General features: G+C 66.2%; 19 protein-coding genes and 1 tRNA gene. 8 read left to right on the forward strand and 12 right to left on the reverse strand.

Features of this window, described 5'->3' with window-relative positions; genetic code table 11:
- Window positions 1–288: 288 nt before the first annotated feature.
- Window positions 289–798, reverse strand: coding sequence for a bifunctional 3-hydroxydecanoyl-ACP dehydratase/trans-2-decenoyl-ACP isomerase (fabA, locus tag ABFK29_RS19930; RefSeq protein ID WP_005860122.1), 510 nt, complete (start codon window positions 796–798; stop codon window positions 289–291).
- 166 nt (window positions 799–964) lie between these two features.
- On the opposite strand from fabA, the gene irr reads away from it, so the two are divergent.
- Window positions 965–1,405 (forward strand): Fur family transcriptional regulator Irr, encoded by a 441-nt coding sequence (gene irr / locus ABFK29_RS19935; protein WP_005860124.1) that lies wholly within the window; start codon window positions 965–967, stop codon window positions 1,403–1,405.
- A 214-nt stretch (window positions 1,406–1,619) separates the two neighbouring features.
- On the opposite strand, the gene ABFK29_RS19940 is transcribed toward irr, so the two are convergent.
- From ABFK29_RS19940 to ABFK29_RS19955, 4 genes are all read right to left on the reverse strand, one after another.
- Window positions 1,620–1,704 (reverse strand) — tRNA-Leu (locus ABFK29_RS19940).
- Window positions 1,705–1,760: 56 nt separating this feature from the next.
- Window positions 1,761–3,584, reverse strand: a complete 1,824-nt coding sequence (locus tag ABFK29_RS19945; protein WP_005860126.1) for a calcium-binding protein — start codon at window positions 3,582–3,584, stop codon at window positions 1,761–1,763.
- 121 nt (window positions 3,585–3,705) lie between these two features.
- Window positions 3,706–4,227, reverse strand: a complete 522-nt coding sequence (locus tag ABFK29_RS19950; protein ID WP_005860128.1) for a tetratricopeptide repeat protein — start codon at window positions 4,225–4,227, stop codon at window positions 3,706–3,708.
- A gap of 48 nt (window positions 4,228–4,275) precedes the next feature.
- A complete protein-coding gene (locus ABFK29_RS19955; RefSeq protein ID WP_005860129.1) occupies window positions 4,276–4,731 on the reverse strand; it encodes an Lrp/AsnC family transcriptional regulator in 456 nt (151 codons plus the stop codon).
- A 142-nt stretch (window positions 4,732–4,873) separates the two neighbouring features.
- Here ABFK29_RS19955 and putA point away from each other — a divergent pair, with 142 nt between their 5' ends.
- From putA to ABFK29_RS19970, 3 genes are all read left to right on the forward strand, one after another.
- Entirely contained in the window at window positions 4,874–8,329 is a 3,456-nt protein-coding gene (gene putA, locus ABFK29_RS19960; protein ID WP_005860131.1) for a bifunctional proline dehydrogenase/L-glutamate gamma-semialdehyde dehydrogenase PutA, read from the forward strand.
- 284 nt (window positions 8,330–8,613) lie between these two features.
- Window positions 8,614–9,357, forward strand: a complete 744-nt coding sequence (locus ABFK29_RS19965; protein WP_005860133.1) for a rhomboid family intramembrane serine protease — start codon at window positions 8,614–8,616, stop codon at window positions 9,355–9,357.
- Window positions 9,354–9,728 carry a GFA family protein gene (locus ABFK29_RS19970; protein WP_005860135.1) on the forward strand — a complete coding sequence of 125 codons (375 nt, stop codon included), beginning with the start codon at window positions 9,354–9,356 and terminating at the stop codon, window positions 9,726–9,728. Before ABFK29_RS19965 ends, ABFK29_RS19970 begins: the two co-directional genes overlap by 4 nt.
- Before the next feature lie 31 nt (window positions 9,729–9,759).
- Here ABFK29_RS19970 and ABFK29_RS19975 read toward each other — a convergent pair whose 3' ends face one another.
- Entirely contained in the window at window positions 9,760–10,104 is a 345-nt protein-coding gene (locus ABFK29_RS19975; protein WP_005860136.1) for a hypothetical protein, read from the reverse strand.
- A gap of 342 nt (window positions 10,105–10,446) precedes the next feature.
- Here ABFK29_RS19975 and ABFK29_RS19980 point away from each other — a divergent pair, with 342 nt between their 5' ends.
- Window positions 10,447–10,854 (forward strand): hypothetical protein, encoded by a 408-nt coding sequence (locus tag ABFK29_RS19980; RefSeq protein ID WP_040604693.1) that lies wholly within the window; start codon window positions 10,447–10,449, stop codon window positions 10,852–10,854.
- A gap of 18 nt (window positions 10,855–10,872) precedes the next feature.
- Here ABFK29_RS19980 and ABFK29_RS19985 read toward each other — a convergent pair whose 3' ends face one another.
- The 4 genes from ABFK29_RS19985 to ABFK29_RS20000 form a co-directional block, all read right to left on the reverse strand.
- Complete coding sequence (locus tag ABFK29_RS19985; RefSeq protein WP_005860139.1) at window positions 10,873–11,664, reverse strand: inositol monophosphatase family protein; 792 nt, start codon at window positions 11,662–11,664, stop codon at window positions 10,873–10,875.
- Between the two features lie 83 nt (window positions 11,665–11,747).
- Window positions 11,748–12,068, reverse strand: a complete 321-nt coding sequence (locus tag ABFK29_RS19990; RefSeq protein WP_005860141.1) for a hypothetical protein — start codon at window positions 12,066–12,068, stop codon at window positions 11,748–11,750.
- A 538-nt stretch (window positions 12,069–12,606) separates the two neighbouring features.
- A complete protein-coding gene (locus tag ABFK29_RS19995; RefSeq protein WP_040604716.1) occupies window positions 12,607–13,008 on the reverse strand; it encodes a hypothetical protein in 402 nt (133 codons plus the stop codon).
- Window positions 13,005–14,222 (reverse strand): pyridoxal phosphate-dependent aminotransferase, encoded by a 1,218-nt coding sequence (locus ABFK29_RS20000; protein ID WP_005860144.1) that lies wholly within the window; start codon window positions 14,220–14,222, stop codon window positions 13,005–13,007. Before ABFK29_RS20000 ends, ABFK29_RS19995 begins: the two co-directional genes overlap by 4 nt.
- A gap of 87 nt (window positions 14,223–14,309) precedes the next feature.
- Between ABFK29_RS20000 and ABFK29_RS20005 the strand changes: the two genes are divergently transcribed.
- Window positions 14,310–14,702 (forward strand): helix-turn-helix domain-containing protein, encoded by a 393-nt coding sequence (locus ABFK29_RS20005; protein WP_005860146.1) that lies wholly within the window; start codon window positions 14,310–14,312, stop codon window positions 14,700–14,702.
- 50 nt (window positions 14,703–14,752) lie between these two features.
- The gene (locus tag ABFK29_RS20010; protein WP_415857462.1) at window positions 14,753–14,974 is read left to right on the forward strand and encodes a succinate dehydrogenase assembly factor 2; all 222 of its coding nucleotides are present in this window, start codon (window positions 14,753–14,755) and stop codon (window positions 14,972–14,974) included.
- 99 nt (window positions 14,975–15,073) lie between these two features.
- Here the strand turns inward: ABFK29_RS20010 and ABFK29_RS20015 are convergent, their stop codons facing one another.
- Window positions 15,074–16,582: an inorganic phosphate transporter gene (locus ABFK29_RS20015; RefSeq protein ID WP_198135725.1), complete on the reverse strand. Its 1,509-nt coding sequence runs from the start codon at window positions 16,580–16,582 to the stop codon at window positions 15,074–15,076.
- A gap of 73 nt (window positions 16,583–16,655) precedes the next feature.
- On the reverse strand, window positions 16,656–17,138 hold the full coding sequence (locus tag ABFK29_RS20020) for an NUDIX hydrolase (protein WP_005860152.1): 483 nt from the start codon (window positions 17,136–17,138) through the stop codon (window positions 16,656–16,658).
- A gap of 220 nt (window positions 17,139–17,358) precedes the next feature.
- Here ABFK29_RS20020 and ABFK29_RS20025 point away from each other — a divergent pair, with 220 nt between their 5' ends.
- Entirely contained in the window at window positions 17,359–17,856 is a 498-nt protein-coding gene (locus tag ABFK29_RS20025; RefSeq protein ID WP_005860154.1) for a MarR family winged helix-turn-helix transcriptional regulator, read from the forward strand.
- The last annotated feature ends 8 nt before the right edge of the window (window positions 17,857–17,864 follow it).

Below are 17,864 nucleotides of genomic sequence, written 5' to 3' on the forward strand. Positions count from 1 at the left end.
AGGCGCAAGGTGCACAGCGCGCTTCCATCCGCTGCAAGGCCGGCAGCCGCCGTCCCGTCGGACCAGCGACCGCCACTCGTTTGGGCGAACGGACGCCCCGAGGCAGACACTGCGGCATTCGCAAGCCGGTCAGCTTCCGACCGACGACACGCGACGGCCTTGATGGCGTCGCGACAGCGAAGCCACCACGTCACGCGGCAGACATCGCATCACGCGGGAGAGATCGTGAAAAAAAGTGCGCCATGGCGCACCTTTTCCATCTCCGGCACATGAAGCGTCGCGGCACGCTCAGCTTTCGCTCAGCGCGACTTTCATGTCCTTGACCTCGTAGATGACCTCGCCGTCGGCCTCGACGATGCCGTCGGCCACACCCATGGTCAGGCGGCGGGTCTGCACGGCCTTGGTGAAATCCACCTTGTAGGTCAGCATCTTGCGGTCCGGGCGGACCATGCCCTTCAGCTTGACCTCGCCCACACCCAGCGCATAGCCGCGCCCCTGCCAGCCGCGCCAGCCGAGGTTGAAGCCCGTCAGCTGCCACAGGCCGTCAAGGCCAAGGCACCCCGGCATGATCGGATTGCCGGGGAAGTGGCACTCGAAGAACCACAGGTCAGGCGTGATGTCGAATTCCGCCACGACGTGCCCCTTGCCGTGCAGGCCGCCTTCGCCGGAAATGTCGGTGATCCGGTCCATCATCAGCATGGGCGGCTCCGGCAGCTGGGCGTTGCCTTCGCCGAACAGCTCGCCGCGCGCGCATTTCAACAGGTCTTCCTTGCCGAAGCTGGTGGGGTAATCGGCCATGCGGGGAGGGCTCCCTATCCTTCAAAAAGTGATCGTATCGCGAAGTCCGGCCCCGTCTAGCACCGGGTCAGCGCGCCATGCAAGCGGAACACGGTGCCGCAGCCCGCAAGTCACTGCCACGAAAAGGTTTGAAATCAGGCGCGCCGACGCATTATATAACGGATCAATGACCGAGGCGGATATCACCACACCCATGTCCACGGAACTGGACCGCGGAAAATCCTGGCTGGCGCGCAGCGATCTGCGCCCGACCCGGCAGCGTGTTACTTTGGCCGCCCTACTGGTGGGGGATGGCCGAAACCGCCACGTCACCGCCGAAAGCCTGTTTGCCGCCGCCAAGGAGCAAGGCGAACGGGTCAGCCTCGCCACCGTCTACAACACGCTCAAGGCGTTCTGCGATGCGGGCCTGATGCAGGAAGTCACGGTCGACGGCTCGCGCAGCTACTTCGACACCAACACCCACGATCACCCGCATTTCTTCTGGGAAGACGACGGCCACCTGACCGACGCGCCTGCGGATCAGCTTGTGATCACGCAGTTGCCGAACGCGCCGGACGGGGCCGAGATCGCCTCCGTCGACGTGGTCATCCGCCTGCGCCGGAAATGACTTCCGCCTGGCGACCACGGCCAGTGTTGAACTCCGACCGATCTTGATCGCACCCAATGGCGTGATGCTCCTGGAACTGTCCGAGCACATTCAAGAAACGAGAATCGCCGTCACTCGCATCAGACGGCGGTTCCGGAAGACCTGACAATTCAATCATGGCGCTGGAACAAAGGGGCGGCGGACCCAGGCTTTCCCGAAAACAGCCGGTCTTTTGTGGTACCCGCGGCCGGACTCGAACCGGCACGGCACAAGGCCTGGAGATTTTAAGTCTCCTGTGTCTACCATTCCACCACGCGGGCACACGCGCGCGACAATAGCGGCGGCGTGCGCCGTGTAAACCGGTCGTGTCGGCCCGTTACAGCAGGAAGTCGTCCGCCGTCAGTCCGCCCGGCACGTTCAGGAGGATCAGTTCGCCGTCCGACACGCCATCTCCGTTCTCGTCGAGGTAGAGGATCGCCGCGCCGAAGGCGTTCATGAAAAAGCGCACCTCCATCGCGCCGGAGGCGGTGAACCCCGCGGTGCCGCGAAAGGCGAAACTGCCCTCTTCGTTGATGCCGGACAGGTCGACCGTGTCGATGCCCCGCTCGAAATCCTTGATCCGGTCGGAGAATCCGTCGTCCACCTCCAGCACGCTGTCGAAGACGAAAGTGTCGGCGCCGGACTTGCCGATCAGGATGTCGTAGCCAAGCCCGCCCTGGATAACATCGTCGCCGCCGTCGCCCGCTATAGTGTCGTTGCCCCCGCTGCCCATCAGCGTGTCGTTGCCGTCCCCGCCCAGCACGCGATCCGCCCCGTCGCCGCCATCGAGAAAGTCGTCGCCCTGCCGTCCGATCATGTAGTCGTTGCCCGCCCCGCCGGACATCGCATCGCGACCGTAGCCGCCGTTCATCGTGTCGTTGCCATCCCCGCCGTCCAGAACGTCGTCGCCGTCCTCTCCCGACAGTTCGTCGTTGCCCGCGCCGCCGATCAGCGTGTCGGACCCGGACCAGCCCGACAGCGTGTCCACGCCCGCGCCGCCGTCCAGTTCGTCGTCGCCGGAATTGCCGGTCATCAGGTCGTCGCCATCGTCACCAAGCAGGATGTCGTCGCCCGCGCCGCCGGAAATCGTGTCGTCGCCCGCCAGCCCCGCCAGCATGTTGTGGCCTGAGTTGCCGACGATCTGCTCTGCCTCGACAGAGCCACGGACCTCGTGATTGCCGGCGCCCAGCAACACGATCATCTCGACCCCGGTCACGTCCAGCACGTCGGACCGGGCGATCACCGTGTCCGATCCCGTGCCGCCAAGAACCGCCACCGATCCGTCCTCGATCACGAACAGGTCGTTGTCGGGCCCGCCGTCGATCCACCCTTCGAAGGAACCGCCGGTGCCGTAGATCGTGTCGTCGCCATAGCCCAGATCGATATTCCCGAGCCATTGCCCCGCATTGTAGACCGCGTCGGCGCCGGAGCCCGCGTCCAGGTCGCCGCGCACCGTGCCGTCGTTGCGCAGGATGTCGGCGGTTTCACTGCCCAGGATCCACGCCTCGCCCGCGTCGGCCAGGCCTGCCTTCGACGTCTCCCACCCTTCGATCACGCCGGTGTTGAACAGCGTCAGACCCAGCGCGGCGGCCCCGTCGATCTGGGTGACCTCCATCCGGCCCGCGTTGTCGAGGTAGGCGCGCCCGGTGCCCGACATGCCCAGTTCACCGCCGCGCATGGTGCCGGTGTTCTCGACCGTGACATGCTGGGCGTAATTCCCGTCGCGCAGCAGGTCGTGCCCGTACAGCGCCTGCATCAGCCCATGGTTCACCACCGTGTAGGACAGGGCCGCTGCCGCGCCGATCACGTCGATGACCCGGCCCGCGCTCGTGATTTCGCCGTTGTTGACGATACGGTGTGTCCCCGCCGAGGCCAGCAGCAGCGCGCTGCGCATGTTCAGCGAATCGTCGTTGTTGCGGATCAGGCCGTGGTTCTCCACCACGGTCGAGGCCGACCCCATGTAGATCACCGCGTTGGCATGGCCGACGATAACGCCGTAATTCGCCAGGAGGCTGCGCTGGGACCCGCCGCTCATCTGGACGGTGTAGGTTTCGTCGTTGGCAATGATCGTGCCGTCGGTGACAAAGACGGTGTCGCCATTGGCCACGCTGTAGTGCGAGCCGGTGTAGATCTGGTCCGCGTTCTGGAATACGAAGGCCATTCTCGCCCTTTTCAGGCGGCCCGTTCTGACCGCTCATGACTGTCCGCGCCTCTTTCGACGCGGGGCCAGCATGGCGCGGGCGGGTAAAGATGGGGTTAGCCGGGACCGGGACGCGCTGGCGTCACAACTCCTCGCCCGGCTCCTCCTTCAGCAGGCGGCGTTCCACCAGCCAGGGGTTGATCTCCAGCGCGGCGCGCAGGGCGGCCTGCCCCTCGTCGTCGCGCCCGAGCGCGATCAGCGTCAGCGCCCGGCCCGACAGTGCCCCGATGTGGCGCGGGTTCAGTTCCAGCGCCCGGTCGAGATCGGGCAGCGCGGCGGCATAGTCCTGACGGATGAAGTTCACGAAGGCCCGCTGGTTGTAGCCCTCGGCGTAGAACGGGCAGTAGTTCACCAGAGCGTCGAACCGCTTCAGCGCGCGCACCATGTCGAATGCCGCCCGCGCGCGCATCCCCTCGTCCAGCATCTCCTGGCTGGGCTCGTCGGGCGCGTTGTCCCACAGAAGCCACATCCGGTTTGTGATCCCGCGCGCCGTCATCTCGTCCGGCGCCTGCAACAGCTCCTCGTAAAGGGGGGCCATCTCGGCCGAGATGTCCGGCGCCTCCGGGCATCCGTCGGCCAGCACGGGCGCGGCAACAAGGCTCATGACGAGTGCAAGTCTCATGCACCGAGAGTGCCAGATCGCGGCCCCTAATCAAGTCACATCCGTGACAGCCTCGTCCTTGATTGCCTCCATCGCCACGAAAGTCGAGGTCGAGGCGACCCCCGGCAGGACGGACACCTTCTCGGCCAGCACCTGCCGGTAGCTGGGCATGTCGGCGGTCCGCACCTTCAGGAGGTAGTCGAAGTTGCCGGCAATCAGATGCGCCTGCTCGATCTCGGGGATGCGGGCGACTTCCGCGTTGAACTTTGCGAGCGTCACCTCGCGCGTGTCGATCATCCGCACCTCGACAAAGGCCACATGCGCCAGACCCAGCCGGATCGGGTCCAGCAGCGCGCGGTAGCCCTGGATGACGCCGGTCTCCTCCAGCTTCTTCAGGCGGGCCTGAACGGGGCTTTTCGACAGGCCGACCCGGCGCGCCAGCTCGGTGACGGAAATCCGCGCTTCCGCCGCAAGCTCCCGCAGGATCGCCCGGTCGAAACGGTCCATCTCCCCAAATTCCTTCTGAACTTCACTCTGCACTGGTCATGCCCTTTTTTTCAGTCCGAACGGTGCACGCTCGCGCCTTCAACAGTCGGATCACCTGCTATCCCAGCCCTATACTAGCCCCAACTTTGCTTTGAGGCATGACATGAATCATTCTGACCTGCGCACCCGCATCGACACGCTCACCTACGCATCGGAAAACTCCGTGCTGGAGACGCTGCGCGAGCGGGCCGACCTGTCCGCCGCCGACCGCACCGCCATTTCGCGCGATGCGGCGAAACTGGTGCGCGACATCCGGTCCAGCACACGCCCCGGCCTGATGGAGGTCTTCCTGGCCGAATACGGTCTCTCGACCGAAGAGGGCGTCGCGCTGATGTGCCTGGCCGAGGCGCTGCTGCGCGTGCCCGACGCCGAAACCGTCGACGCGCTGATCGAGGACAAGATCGCACCCTCCGACTGGTCGAAGCACATGGGCCATTCGACCTCGCCGCTGGTGAACGCCTCCACCTGGGCGCTGGCGCTGACCGGCAAGGTGCTCGACGACGAAATGCACCCCGGTCCCGTGGGCCACCTGCGCAACGCCATCCGCCGCCTGGGCGAGCCGGTGATCCGCACCGCCGTGGGCCGCGCCATGAAGGAGATGGGCAGCCAGTTCGTGCTGGGCGAAACCATCGAGGCGGCGATGAAGCGCGGTTCCAAGATGGAGGCCAAGGGCTACACCTATTCCTACGACATGCTGGGCGAAGCCGCCCGAACGGAGAAGGACGCCTCCCGCTATCACCTCGCCTATTCCAAGGCGATCTCCGCCATTTCCAACGCCGCCACCCATGGCGACATCCGCAAGAACCCCGGCATCTCGGTCAAGTTGTCCGCACTGCACCCACGCTACGACGAGCTTCAGGCCGACACCGCGCTGAACGTGCTGGTGTCCCGCCTGACCGCGCTCTGCGGGCTGGCGAAAAGCGCGGGCATCGGCCTGAACATCGACGCGGAAGAGGCCGACCGCCTGTCCCTGTCGCTCGACGTCATCGAACAGACCCTCGGCCAGCCGGCGCTGAAAGGCTGGGACGGCTTCGGCGTCGTGGTGCAGGCCTACGGCCAGCGCGCGGGCGCGGTCATCGACTGGCTGCACGGGCTGGCCGAGCGGCTGGACCGCAAGATCATGATCCGCCTCGTGAAAGGCGCCTACTGGGATTCGGAGATCAAGAAGGCGCAGGTCATGGGCCTCGACGCTTTCCCGGTCTTCACCTCGAAGGCCGCCACCGATGTGTCCTACATCGCCAACGCGCGGCGGCTTCTGGGCTACACCGACCGCATCTATCCGCAGTTCGCCACGCACAACGCACACACCGCCGCGGCTATCCTGCATATGGCCAATGGCATGAAGGTGCCGAAGGAGGCCTTCGAGTTCCAGCGCCTGCACGGCATGGGCGAGACGCTGCACGCGCTCGTCAAGGAGCAGAACGGCACCGGCTGCCGGATCTATGCACCCGTGGGCGCACACCGCGACCTCTTGGCCTACCTCGTCCGCCGGCTGCTGGAAAACGGCGCCAACTCCTCCTTCGTGAACCAGATCGTCGACGAGGACGTCCCGCCGGAAACCGTCGCCGCCGACCCGTTCGAGGCGGTGCAGACCAACACCCTGCCCACCGGGCGCGACCTGTTTCCCGGGCGTGACAACTCCAAGGGGTTCGACCTGCGGCACCGCCCGACCATGGCGCGCATCGACGCCGCCCGCGACGCCTTTGCCAGGCACCGGTGGAAGGGCGCGCCGCTCGTCGCCTGCGACGCCGCCGCCGGTCCCCGCGAAGAGCGTGTGAACCCCGCGATCCCGTCCGACATCGTGGGGTCCGTCACCTGGGCCACCGCCGAACAGGCCACCGCCGCCGCGGCCGCCGCGCAGCCTTGGGACGCCTCCGCCGCCGAACGCGCGCGCATCCTGAACGCCGCCGCCGACCTTTACGAAGACCACTTCGGCGAACTCTTCGCCCTGCTCCACCGCGAAGCCGGGAAGACGTTGCTGGACGCCGTGGCCGAACTGCGCGAGGCGGTGGACTTCCTGCGCTACTACGCCACCCAGGCCGAGGGCGGCGTGCCGCGCGGCACCTTCGCCTGCATCTCGCCGTGGAACTTCCCGCTGGCCATCTTCACCGGGCAGCTTTCTGCCGCGCTGGCGGCCGGGAACGCCGTGCTGGCCAAGCCCGCCGAGCAGACGCCGCTGATCGCATGGCGCGCCACCCAGCTCCTGCACGAGGCCGGGGTGCCCGCCACAGCCCTGCAACTGCTGCCCGGCGCCGGCGACGTGGGCGCCGCGCTGACCTCCTGCCCCGACGTGGACGGCGTGGCCTTCACCGGCTCGACCGAGACCGCGCAGGCCATCCACCGCGCCATGGCCGAGAACCTCGCCCCCGGCGCACCGCTGATCGCCGAGACCGGCGGCCTGAACGCGATGATCGTCGATTCTACCGCGTTGCCGGAACAGGCGGTCGCCGCCATCGTGGAATCCGCCTTCCAGTCCGCCGGTCAGCGCTGCTCTGCCCTGCGCTGCCTCTACGTGCAGGAGGACATCGCCGAGGACTTCCTCAAGATGCTCACCGGCGCGATGGACGTGCTGGTCATGGACAACCCGTGGAACCCCGCCACCGACGCGGGCCCGGTCATCGACGAGGAGGCCGCCGAGGGCATCCGTGCCTACGTCGCCAAGGCCCGCAAGGAAGGCCGCGTGATCAAGGAACTTCACGCACCCGCGCCCGGCCACTTCGTCGCGCCCGCCCTGCTGCGCGTACCCGGCATCAAGGCGATGGAGCGCGAGATCTTCGGACCCGTGCTGCACGTCGCCACCTTCGGCTCCGAGGAACTGGACCGCGTGATCGCCGACATCAACGCCACCGGCTACGGGCTGACCTTCGGCCTGATGACCCGGATCGACGACCGCGTGCAGCACGTGACCGAAGCGGTCCACGCGGGCAATATCTACGTCAACCGCAACCAGATCGGCGCGATCGTGGGCAGCCAGCCCTTCGGCGGCGAGGGCCTGTCCGGCACCGGACCCAAGGCAGGCGGTCCGCACTACCTCTCCCGCTTCCGCGCCCAGCCCGCAGACGAGCCGGCCGAAACGCAGGAGACCAAGGCACCCGGCAGCGCCCTGCCCGCGACGGAGGCCGGGCTTGCCCAAAGCCTTGTCCGCGCCGCAGCCGAGGCCAATCCGGTGCCGCACCGCACGGTCCTGCCCGGCCCCACAGGTGAGGCCAACCAGCTGACCTGCCTGCCGCGCCCGCCGGTCCTCTGCCTCGGCCCCGGCCACAAGGCGGCAGACGCGCAGGCACAGGCGGTCCGCGCACTTGGCGGTATCGCCTACCCGGTGACGGGCAAGGTCGCGCCGGAGTTGCTGGCCTCGCTCGACGGTTTCTCGGGCGCCGTGTGGTGGGGGGACGAAACCACCGCCCGCGCCTTCCGCAGGGCGCTGGCCGCGCGCAAGGGGCCGATCCTGCCGCTGATCACAGGTATGCCCGACGCCGCCCACGCCCTGACCGAGCGTCACGTCTGCGTCGATACCACCGCGGCAGGCGGCAACACCGCGCTTCTGGCTGGCCACGCCTGACGGGTGTCCACCGGCCCCGTCCCGCGCCACGCGGCGCCGGGCGGGATCGCGGCACCTGAAGGGCAACAAAGGCGGCGCACAGCCCCGCCCTACATTGCGTTGCGCTTCCGCACCGGTCCGGCCCGACCCACTGGACAGCGCGCAACGGGGCGCGTCTGGCGCAACATACCGTAGGGCGGGGCTTCGCGCCGCCTCCCCGCGCGGCCCGGGCGCACCGGTCGGGCCGCATCGGTCGGGCCGCACATCCTCTGGACGCGGCCCCGCGCCGGGCATAGGCTCCGTGCATGTTCCCGATCCGCGATCACAATCCCTCTGGCCGGACACCCTTCGTCACCTACGCTCTGATCGCGATCAACTCGGTCGTGTTCCTGATGACGCTCGACGCGATCAACGATCTGAACTTCCTCGCCACCTACTCGCTGGTCCCCCGCTTCCTGTCCGAAGGCTTCGGCTATCAGGGGCTGCTCACCTCGATGTTCCTGCATGGCGGCTGGATGCACATCATCGGCAACATGCTCTACCTCTACATCTTCGGCGACAACCTGGAGGACCGCATGGGCCATGTGCCCTTCTTGCTGTTCTACCTCGCGGCAGGGCTGGGCGCCGGGCTGATCCACTACGCCTCCGCCCCCTATTCCAACGTGCCGACCGTGGGCGCCTCGGGCGCCATAGCGGGTGTGATGGGCGGCTACCTCCTGCTCTTTCCGCGCGCGCGGGTCGACATCCTGATCTTCATCGTCGTCATCATCAAGGTGATCCCGATCCCGGCCTGGATCGCGCTCTGCATCTGGTTCGTCATGCAACTGTTTGGCGGTGTGGGCACCAGCGCCGACGAGGGCGGCGTCGCCTACTGGGCGCACATCGGCGGCTTTGTCATCGGGCTCGTGCTGACCCTGCCCGTCTTCCTGAAACTGGGCGGCCCGCGCTTCTGGCGCCTGCACCACGGCCACCCGCCCCACCCGGAGGCCAGCACCCGCTGGCAGCCCGGCTCTTCCGCAACCCGTGTCCCGAGGATTCGACGCAAATGACCGACCCTGTCAAAGCCACCTGCCATTGCGGCGCCGTGGAACTCTCCGTCACCCTCACAGACGGGTTCGAGACCCGGCGCCGCTGCGATTGCTCCTTCTGCCGCCGCCGCCAGTGCGCCGCCGTCTCCGCGCCCCTCGGCGGGGTCGAGGTGGTCAAGGGGGCCGACAACCTGTCGGAATACAGCTTCAACACCCACACCGCGAAGCACTACTTCTGCAAGACCTGCGGCATCTACATGTACCACCGGCGCCGGTCGAACCCGAACGAATACGGCGTGAACCTCTACTGCATCGAGGGGACAGAGCCCAAGGACTTCGAACCGGTGCACTGGAACGACGGCGTGAACCACCCGTCGGACCGCGCCTCGTAAGACCGTCCGGCCGGCGCCGCAACACCCCGGATCACGCGTCGCGGCCCGGCTCCACCTCGGGTTCCACGTCTCCGGTGCCAGGCGGGTCCTCGGCGTCCGGCGGAGGGGGCGGCTGCGGCGGCCCCTCCGGATTGTCGAGGTAGTCGCGGATCACCTGCTCGCAGTCGCTGGGTTGCTCGCCGCAACTGACTTTTGGCCGACCCGGCAGATCGACGTAATACCACGTCTTTTGCTTGTACGACTTGCTGAAGCTGACGGTGTAGCGCACGCCGTCGACCTCGATCTGGCCGGCCGTGCCGACCTCCGGCTCGCAGCCCGCCGCCAATAGGCAAGCCAGCATTCCGCCCATGAAAAACCGAAAACCGCGCACCGTCATGACAGGTCAAACTCCCATGCGGACAACAATCTGCAAAGCGTAGGACAGCCCCCGCGCCATCGGCAAGCCCAATCTTGACCAAGCGTCAACATGGCGGAGGCGGCGGTGTCTTGCCGGCACCCCACGGGGCGGTTCCGCCGGCCTCCCCCGGTGCAGATGGCAAGGCCGCTCCGCCGCCTTGAAGACGGGCAAGATGGCACCATCGGGAAAACTCTTGCCGCAACGGAAAGTTGAGACGACACTGTGTCACCCGGCGTGGGTTTTCGTGGTTGACGCACGCCCCGGCCTCCGTGGTGCGACGCCGCGAACCGGCAAGACACGTGCCACGGACGGAGACCCCACATGCCCCTCATGCCCTTTGCCCAAGCGCGCGAGCACCTGCTGACCACCAGCTGGGAAAAGAAAACGTCCGGAGGGTTCACGAACCTCTATTCGAGCACGACGGCTTCGGCGGAGTCTCCGGATGGCTATCCGCACATCCACATCAAGTACGACAGCACGCAATTCAAGTACATCGGCATTACCTACGGGGCACTCCGCAGCCTGTTCAACGTCGACCTTGTGGTCAACGGCGTACTGAAGAACGTCAACCTCTCGACCGTCGAAGTTGAACTGAGCCACGTCAAATCCGCCACGCAGAACCAGCGAGACATGCTCAAGCACGTGCTGTTCTACATCCCGGCGAAGAAGGAACCGGAAAAGGACTTCTCCGTCGATGCCAATCCCGGAGACTGGCCGACCCTCGGCTGACGGCCCCGGCCTGCGGGGTCACTCCCCCCGCAGGACCTTTGCGAAGGTGGTGAAGATGTCGTTGTTGGCGCAGAGGATGGCGCCCGATTCCAGCGGGTCCTGGTCCTCGCGCACGCCTTCGACAAGCGCCCCGGCTTCCTTGGCCAGCAGGTAGCCCGCCGCGATGTCCCAGATCTGCACCTCACGCTCCCAGTAGCCGTCGTAGCGGCCCGCCGCCACGTAGGCGAGGTCGAGCGACGCGGCACCGAAGCGGCGCACACCCGCGCATTCCGGCATCAGCCGGGCGAGGTCCTTCATCGTGGCCGGCAGCGTGCGCTTTGTGCCGAAGGGCACGCCCGTGGCGAACAGCGCCTCCACCATACGGCGGCGGCCCGAGACGCGCAGGCGCTTGCTGTCGTTCAGCCAGGCGCCCGCGCCGCGCTCCGCATAGAACATCTCGTCCTTGGCGGCGTCGAAGACCACGGCCGACACGATCTGGCCCTTATGCTCCAGCGCGATGGAAATCGCCCAGTGCGGCAGGCCGTGCAGGAAGTTCGTGGTGCCGTCCAGCGGGTCGACGATCCAGCGGCGCGTCGGGTCCTGCCCCGGCTCCTCGCCGCCCTCCTCGGCCAGCCAGCCGTAGGTCGGACGCGCGCCCATCAGCTCTTCCTTGAGGATGCGCTCCGCCTCGATGTCGGCCTTGCTGACGAAGTCCCCGGCGCCCTTCATCGACACCTGCAGGTTCTCCACCTCGCGGAAGTCCTTCACGAGCGATCGTCCCGCCTTGCGCGCGGCCTTCATCATGATGTTGAGATTCGCGCTGCCCTGCATGGGTCGGCCTCCGGCGTTCGCACAAAAGAAATCAGGCCGCGGCTATACGCGGCCTGACACACAATGCCAAGGGTCCTTGCGGATCAGCGGTAAACCACGCCCTTGTCGCCCGGCACGGCCACGCCCTTGACGCCCACCGGCGCATAGCTGCGCGGCGCGGGCTTGCGATAGACCTTGCCCGGACGGTCGACGTAGGGACCGGCGTTCGGGTTGCCGCAGCAGATCACGCCCCCGACCGACACCGGCTGCAGACCGGCGGGGCAGTAGTTCGGCGCGTTGTAGGTGTGGACCAGCATGTTGGAATTGGGGTTGTTGGTCGGATCCCCCATGTACATGTCGCCCCAGGCAAAGGCAGCGGAGCCCGAAAGCGCAAATGCGGCGGCCGCCGCGAGAATGAGTTTCATAATGTTCCCCTTGGTGACGTCGGAATGGTGACTCGCAGAATTCCCCGCGCAAGGCTAGCAATCCCTGTGGGCAAGTCAAATTTTTACTGTCTTGTCCGTGCAAATGCCGGGAATTGTTTCCCGTATCGAACCAGTCCGCATGAGGCGGACTCTGCCCGGCCATCGTCGTCGGGGTGGTAAAATGCAGCATCCCACCATGCCGGACAATCGGTCAGCCGACGCCGTCCCGGCACAAGCGGGCATCTGGACTCGGGCGGATCGTTTCCGTGCAGGCATCGCCGTTCGGGCACCGCGCGCCCCGGCACGCCTCCTCAATCGTCGCTCAGCAGCAGCGCGCGCACCGCGTCGGGTGCCAGCGGGAACAAGGGACGCTGAAGGGTGGTAAGACCCGGTGCCGCAGTTTCAGCACGTTTTGTAGGCTCAATGGGCATATCCGCCACTTAGAGCATGACGTATGCCAGTAAAAGCCCACGGCCCGTCCAGGCGGCCCCCGTTCCGGCGAAAGACCGCCGAAATGAGCGGGATACAGGCGGATTGGTCAGGTTTTCATCACCCGGTCGGCCTTCTTTCGGACAAGCACGCTGCGCAGATCGTGCATCGCCAGCAGCAGCGCATCCGTCACTTCCTCAAGCTGGTCGTCGGTGGCTTTCGACTGCGCCCACTGCGTCGTGGTGTTGAGGTAGTCGACGCAGCGGTGGATGTCGTCGATGTCGCGCATTGCCAGCAATGTCCTGCGCTCGGCCATCCAGCGCCGGATCTCGGCCAGGTCGTCATCGGACAAGGTCGCGTCGCCCTGCGGCTTGATCTCGTTGCGGTTCAGGTTCAGCACCGCGATCTGTTCCATCTCGATCCGGCGTTGGCGGTTCTCGGTGTCGACGCGGAAGACGGCGGCGCCGTTGTCGCGCACCCGGAAGTAAAAGGCGGGAAGATCGGCCATCAGTTGCCCTCCCCGTCTTTCAACCCCTCGCAGAACCGGCGGATACGCGCACAGGCCTCCGTCAGCATCTCGTCCGAGGCGGCATAGCTGACGCGGAAATTGGGGCTGAGACCGAAGGCCGCGCCAAAGACCACGGCCACGCCCTGCTCTTCCAGCAACGCGGTGCAGAAGGTCTCGTCGTCGGTGATCCTCGTCCCGGCCTGCGTCACCTTGCCGATGCAGTCCGCGACCGACGGATAGACGTAGAACGCGCCTTCCGGCACCGCGCAGGAGATGCCGGGGCAGGCGTTCAGCCCGTCGACGACCAGATCCCGGCGCCGCTTGAAAGCCGCCGACCGCTCCGCGAGGAAATCCTGCGGGCCGTTCAGCGCCTCGACCGCGGCCCACTGGCTGATCGAACAGGGGTTGGTCGTGGACTGGCCCTGGATCTTGCGCATCGCGGCAATCAGGTGTTCCGGCCCGCCGGCATAGCCGATCCGCCAGCCGGTCATCGCGTAGGCCTTCGACACGCCGTTGCAGGTCAGCGTCCGGTCATAAAGCCCCGGCTCCACCTGGGCGGGGGTCACGAACTCGAACCCGTCGTAGGCCAGGTGCTCGTACATGTCGTCGGTCATCACCCAGACGTGCGGATGGCGCATCAGGACGACGGTCAGTGCCTTCAGCTCGGCACGGGAATAGCCCGCGCCCGTGGGGTTCGACGGCGAGTTGAAGATGAACCACTTGGTCTTCGGCGTGATCGCGGCCTCCAGCGCCTCCGGCGTGATCTTGAAGCCAAGCTGCCGCTCGCCCTCCACGATCACCGGCTCGCCGCCGCCCAGCCGCACGATGTCGGGATAGCTGACCCAGAAGGGCGCCGGGATCACCACCTCGTCGCCCGGGTTCAGCGTCGCCATCAGCGCGTTGTAAAGAACCTGCTTCCCGCCCGTCGACACACTGATCTGCGCGGGCGTGTACTCCAGCCCGTTTTCGCGACGGAACTTGGCGCAAACCGCCTCTTTCAACTCGGGAATGCCGTCCGGCGCGGTGTACTTCGTTTTCCCCGCTTCGATTGCCGCAATCGCCGCAGCCTTGATGTTGTCGGGCGTGTCAAAGTCCGGCTCGCCGGCGCCGAGACTGATGATGTCGCGGCCCTGCGCCTTGAGGTCTCGGGCCAGTTGCGTCACGGCAACCGTCGGAGAGGGTTTCACCCTCGAAAGCGTCTCGGACAGGAAAGGCATGGGGAACTCGTCGGTTTGTCTTTGGGGACGGGGTATCATAGGGTTCACTCATACCCCGATCAGGCGGTTGCGCAAGGGAGCTTACACATGCAGGACACGGACTGGTACGGCCCGGACGTCGCCACGCTGGGCGACAGGCTGGCGGCCGCCCGCGAGGCACAGGGCATGTCGCAGGAGACGCTGGCGAAAAATCTCGGGATCAAGCTGACCACGCTTGAGCGGTGGGAAGACGACCTGTCCGAACCCCGCGCCAACAAGCTGAGCATGGTGGCCGGAATCCTGAACGTGTCGATGGTCTGGCTCATCACCGGTGAAGGCGAGGGCGTCGGCAACCCGGAAGAAGACACGACCATGGGGGCCGACTTCACCGAGATCCTCGCCGAGATGCGCGCGCTGCGCGTGCAGATCAAGGCGCGCACCGACAAGCTGGGACAACTGGAAAAGCGCCTGCGGCAGGCGCTGAAGGAGGCCGCGCTTTGACCGAACAGGCAATCCGCGAAACGCACGACATCCGGCTGAAACGGCTGACCATGCGGTCCATGCGGCGCGGCACGAAGGAAATGGACATTCTCCTGATGCGCTTCGCCGAGGCGCGTCTTGCCGCGTTGGACCCCGCTGCGCTGGACGCCTACGAGGCACTGCTCGACGAGAACGACCAGGATCTTTACCAGTGGATTTCCGGTCAGCGCCCCGCGCCCGCGGCCCATGCCCCGCTCATCGCCGAGATCGCAAGCGTCGCCGGGAACCGCTAAGTCCTTGCGGGCCGGGTCTCTGTCCCGGCCCCATCCGTCCGCCGCACCACGATCACGGCCACCGGCCCAAAGCTGGCACGGAACTGGCCCCGGCGGGCTTCAGGCGACCATCGCCCGGATGCTCCAGAAGATCACCATCGACAGCAGCGCCGCCGCCGGGACCGTCACGATCCAGGCCGCCGCGATGGTCATGAAATGCGCACGCCGCACCAGCTTGCGCCGCCGACGTTCCTCCGGCGAATAGCGCGGCCGCTCCGGCATCGCCATGCGCGCCTTGCGCAGACGGCGCTCCGAATCCCATTCGCGGAAGAAGCCCACACCGAACACCGCACCCACCGCGATGTGGGTGGAGCTGACCGGCAGGCCCAGCCAACTTGCCACGATCACCGTGATCGCCGCCGACAGCGCCACGCAATAGGCACGCATGGGGTTCAGCTTGGTGATCTCCGAACCAACGATCCGGATCAGCCTCGGCCCGAACAGGAACAGCCCGAACGAGATCCCCACGGCGCCGATCAGCATGACCCAGAAAGGGATGCCGAAGCCGTCGGTGAAATGCCCCGACCGCGCCGCCTCCACGATGGCGGCCAGCGGACCCACCGCATTGGCCACATCGTTGGCGCCATGCGCAAAGGACAGCAGCGCCGCCGAGACGATCAGCGGCACGCCGAACAGCACCTTCAGCGACTTGTTGCGGTTCTCCAGCCCCTCGGACTGGCGCCGCACCACCGGGATCATCACCAGCCAGATCAGCACGCCCATCGCCAGCCCCAGCGTCAGCGCCGTCTTCAGGTCGATCTTCACGAGGTGCTTCAGCCCCTTCATCGCGAGGTAGGCGGCAAAGGCCCCCGCCATGACCCCCACGAGCACCGGCACCCATACGCGGGCCGCGGCGATCTTGTCCTCGCGGTAGATGATCCGCGACTTGATGAACCACAGGCACCCGGCGGCGATCAGGCCGCCCATCAGAGGCGAGATCACCCAGCTTGCCGCGATCAGTCCCATCGTGCTCCAGCCCACCGCGCCAAAGCCCGCCGCAGCGATGCCTGCGCCCATGACGCCCCCCACGACAGAGTGCGTCGTCGACACCGGCGCACCGATCCAGGTGGCGAGGTTGACCCACAGCGCCGACGACAGCAGCGCCGCCATCATCGCCCAGATGAACATGTCGAGCGATCCCATGCTCGACGGCGCGATGATGCCCTTGGCGATGGTCGATACCACGTCGCCGCCCGCCAGCAGCGCGCCCGCGCTTTCGAACACCGCGGCGATGGCGATGGCCCCTCCCATGGTCAGCGCATTGGCGCCCACCGCAGGCCCCATGTTGTTGGCAACGTCGTTGGCACCGATGTTCAGCGCCATGTAGGCCCCGAAGACCGAGGCGATGACAATCGTCACACCGTGGCCGGACCCTCCGAACAGCAGCGTCGCCAGAAGCGCGGCGAAGACCACGAAGACCACGGCGATGCCGATGCCCGCCACGGGTTTCGCCACATAGGCGGTGGCAAGCTCCAGCATCTGGACGCGGCCAAGGTCGCGGTCCAGCGTCTCAAGGTGCTTCGGATGATGATCGTTTCCCGCCAAGTGCCGCCCCTCCCATCGGGTCATTCGCGCAGGTCCGGCGCGCAATTCGGGGGTGTTTATGGGGTCTGGACACCGATTTCAATCGGCTCGGGCCGGGTCAGAGCAGATCGGGCGCCTTGGCGCGGAATCCGCGCAGGAGGTCCTTCAGGCCCGGCTCGTTCACCATTTCGGAAGCTTCTTTCGGGCTGACCCAGACGCGACGCCGTTGCGACACCTCCGGGTAGTCGTCCAGAAGCTGCTCGACCTCCACGGCGTAGACGAGGGTACGGACCGGGATGCTCCAGTCTCCCGGCAGCGCCTTGCCGTAGACGAAATCCCCCAGCGGCGACTTCGACGCCCGACCGGCGCGAACGCCCGCCTCTTCCCAGGCCTCGCGCATGGCGGAGCCGGCGGAATCGAGGCCCTTGATCGGCCACCCTTTCGGCAGAACCCATCGCCCGGTATCGCGGCTGGTGATCAGCAGGATCTGCGTGTCGGCCCCGTGCCCACGGTAACAAAGCGCCGCGAACTGAAGACGTTCGGGACGTTTGTAGAGCGGAGCGACATAGTCGCCCCAGAAGTGCCGGAACTGCTCAATCACGCGATGTGTTCGCCCATTTTTTTCTCAAGTGCATAGTTCTAGCGCTTTTCGCTGCAAATTGCAAATCCGTCCCCGCGCGAAGGCGGCTGCGGTCCTGCCGAACGCCCATTAACCAAGCATCGCATATCGTTCGAATTTTCCGGGGTTTCACGACGGTTTAACCCGATATTTGCGTTTTTCCCGGAAAGCTGCCGTCAATCAAAACAGGCGGAGAAAATCTATGAGCATACATTCGTCCATGGACAAGAGTCCCGAGCAGGGCTTCATGGCGAGCTACCTCGATGCGTTAAGCTTGGTGGAGCGTCTCCACCGTCTGCTTCTCGACGTCATCAAGGATGAGTTCGAGCGATTGGGGATCATCGACGTGAACGCGGTGCAAGCGCTCCTGCTGTTCAACATCGGCGATAACGAGGTGACGGCAGGCGAACTGAAAACCCGGGGCTACTACCAGGGCTCCAACGTCAGCTACAACCTGAAGAAACTGGTGGAAATGGGCTACATGCACCACCAGCGGTGCGAGATCGACCGCCGTTCCGTGCGCGTCCGTCTCACCCAGCGCGGCCGGGAAATCCGGAGCATCGTCTCCGAACTCTTCGGACGCCACGCCGACGGCCTCCAGACGAAGGCGGTCATCTCGATCGACGGCATGGACGAGATCACCTCGGCCCTGCGGCGTGTCGAACGCTACTGGACGGATCAGATCCGTTATATCTACTGAGCCCGCGC

Origin of the sequence: Sagittula stellata E-37 (assembly GCF_039724765.1) — a bacterium.
Classification (GTDB): domain Bacteria; phylum Pseudomonadota; class Alphaproteobacteria; order Rhodobacterales; family Rhodobacteraceae; genus Sagittula; species Sagittula stellata.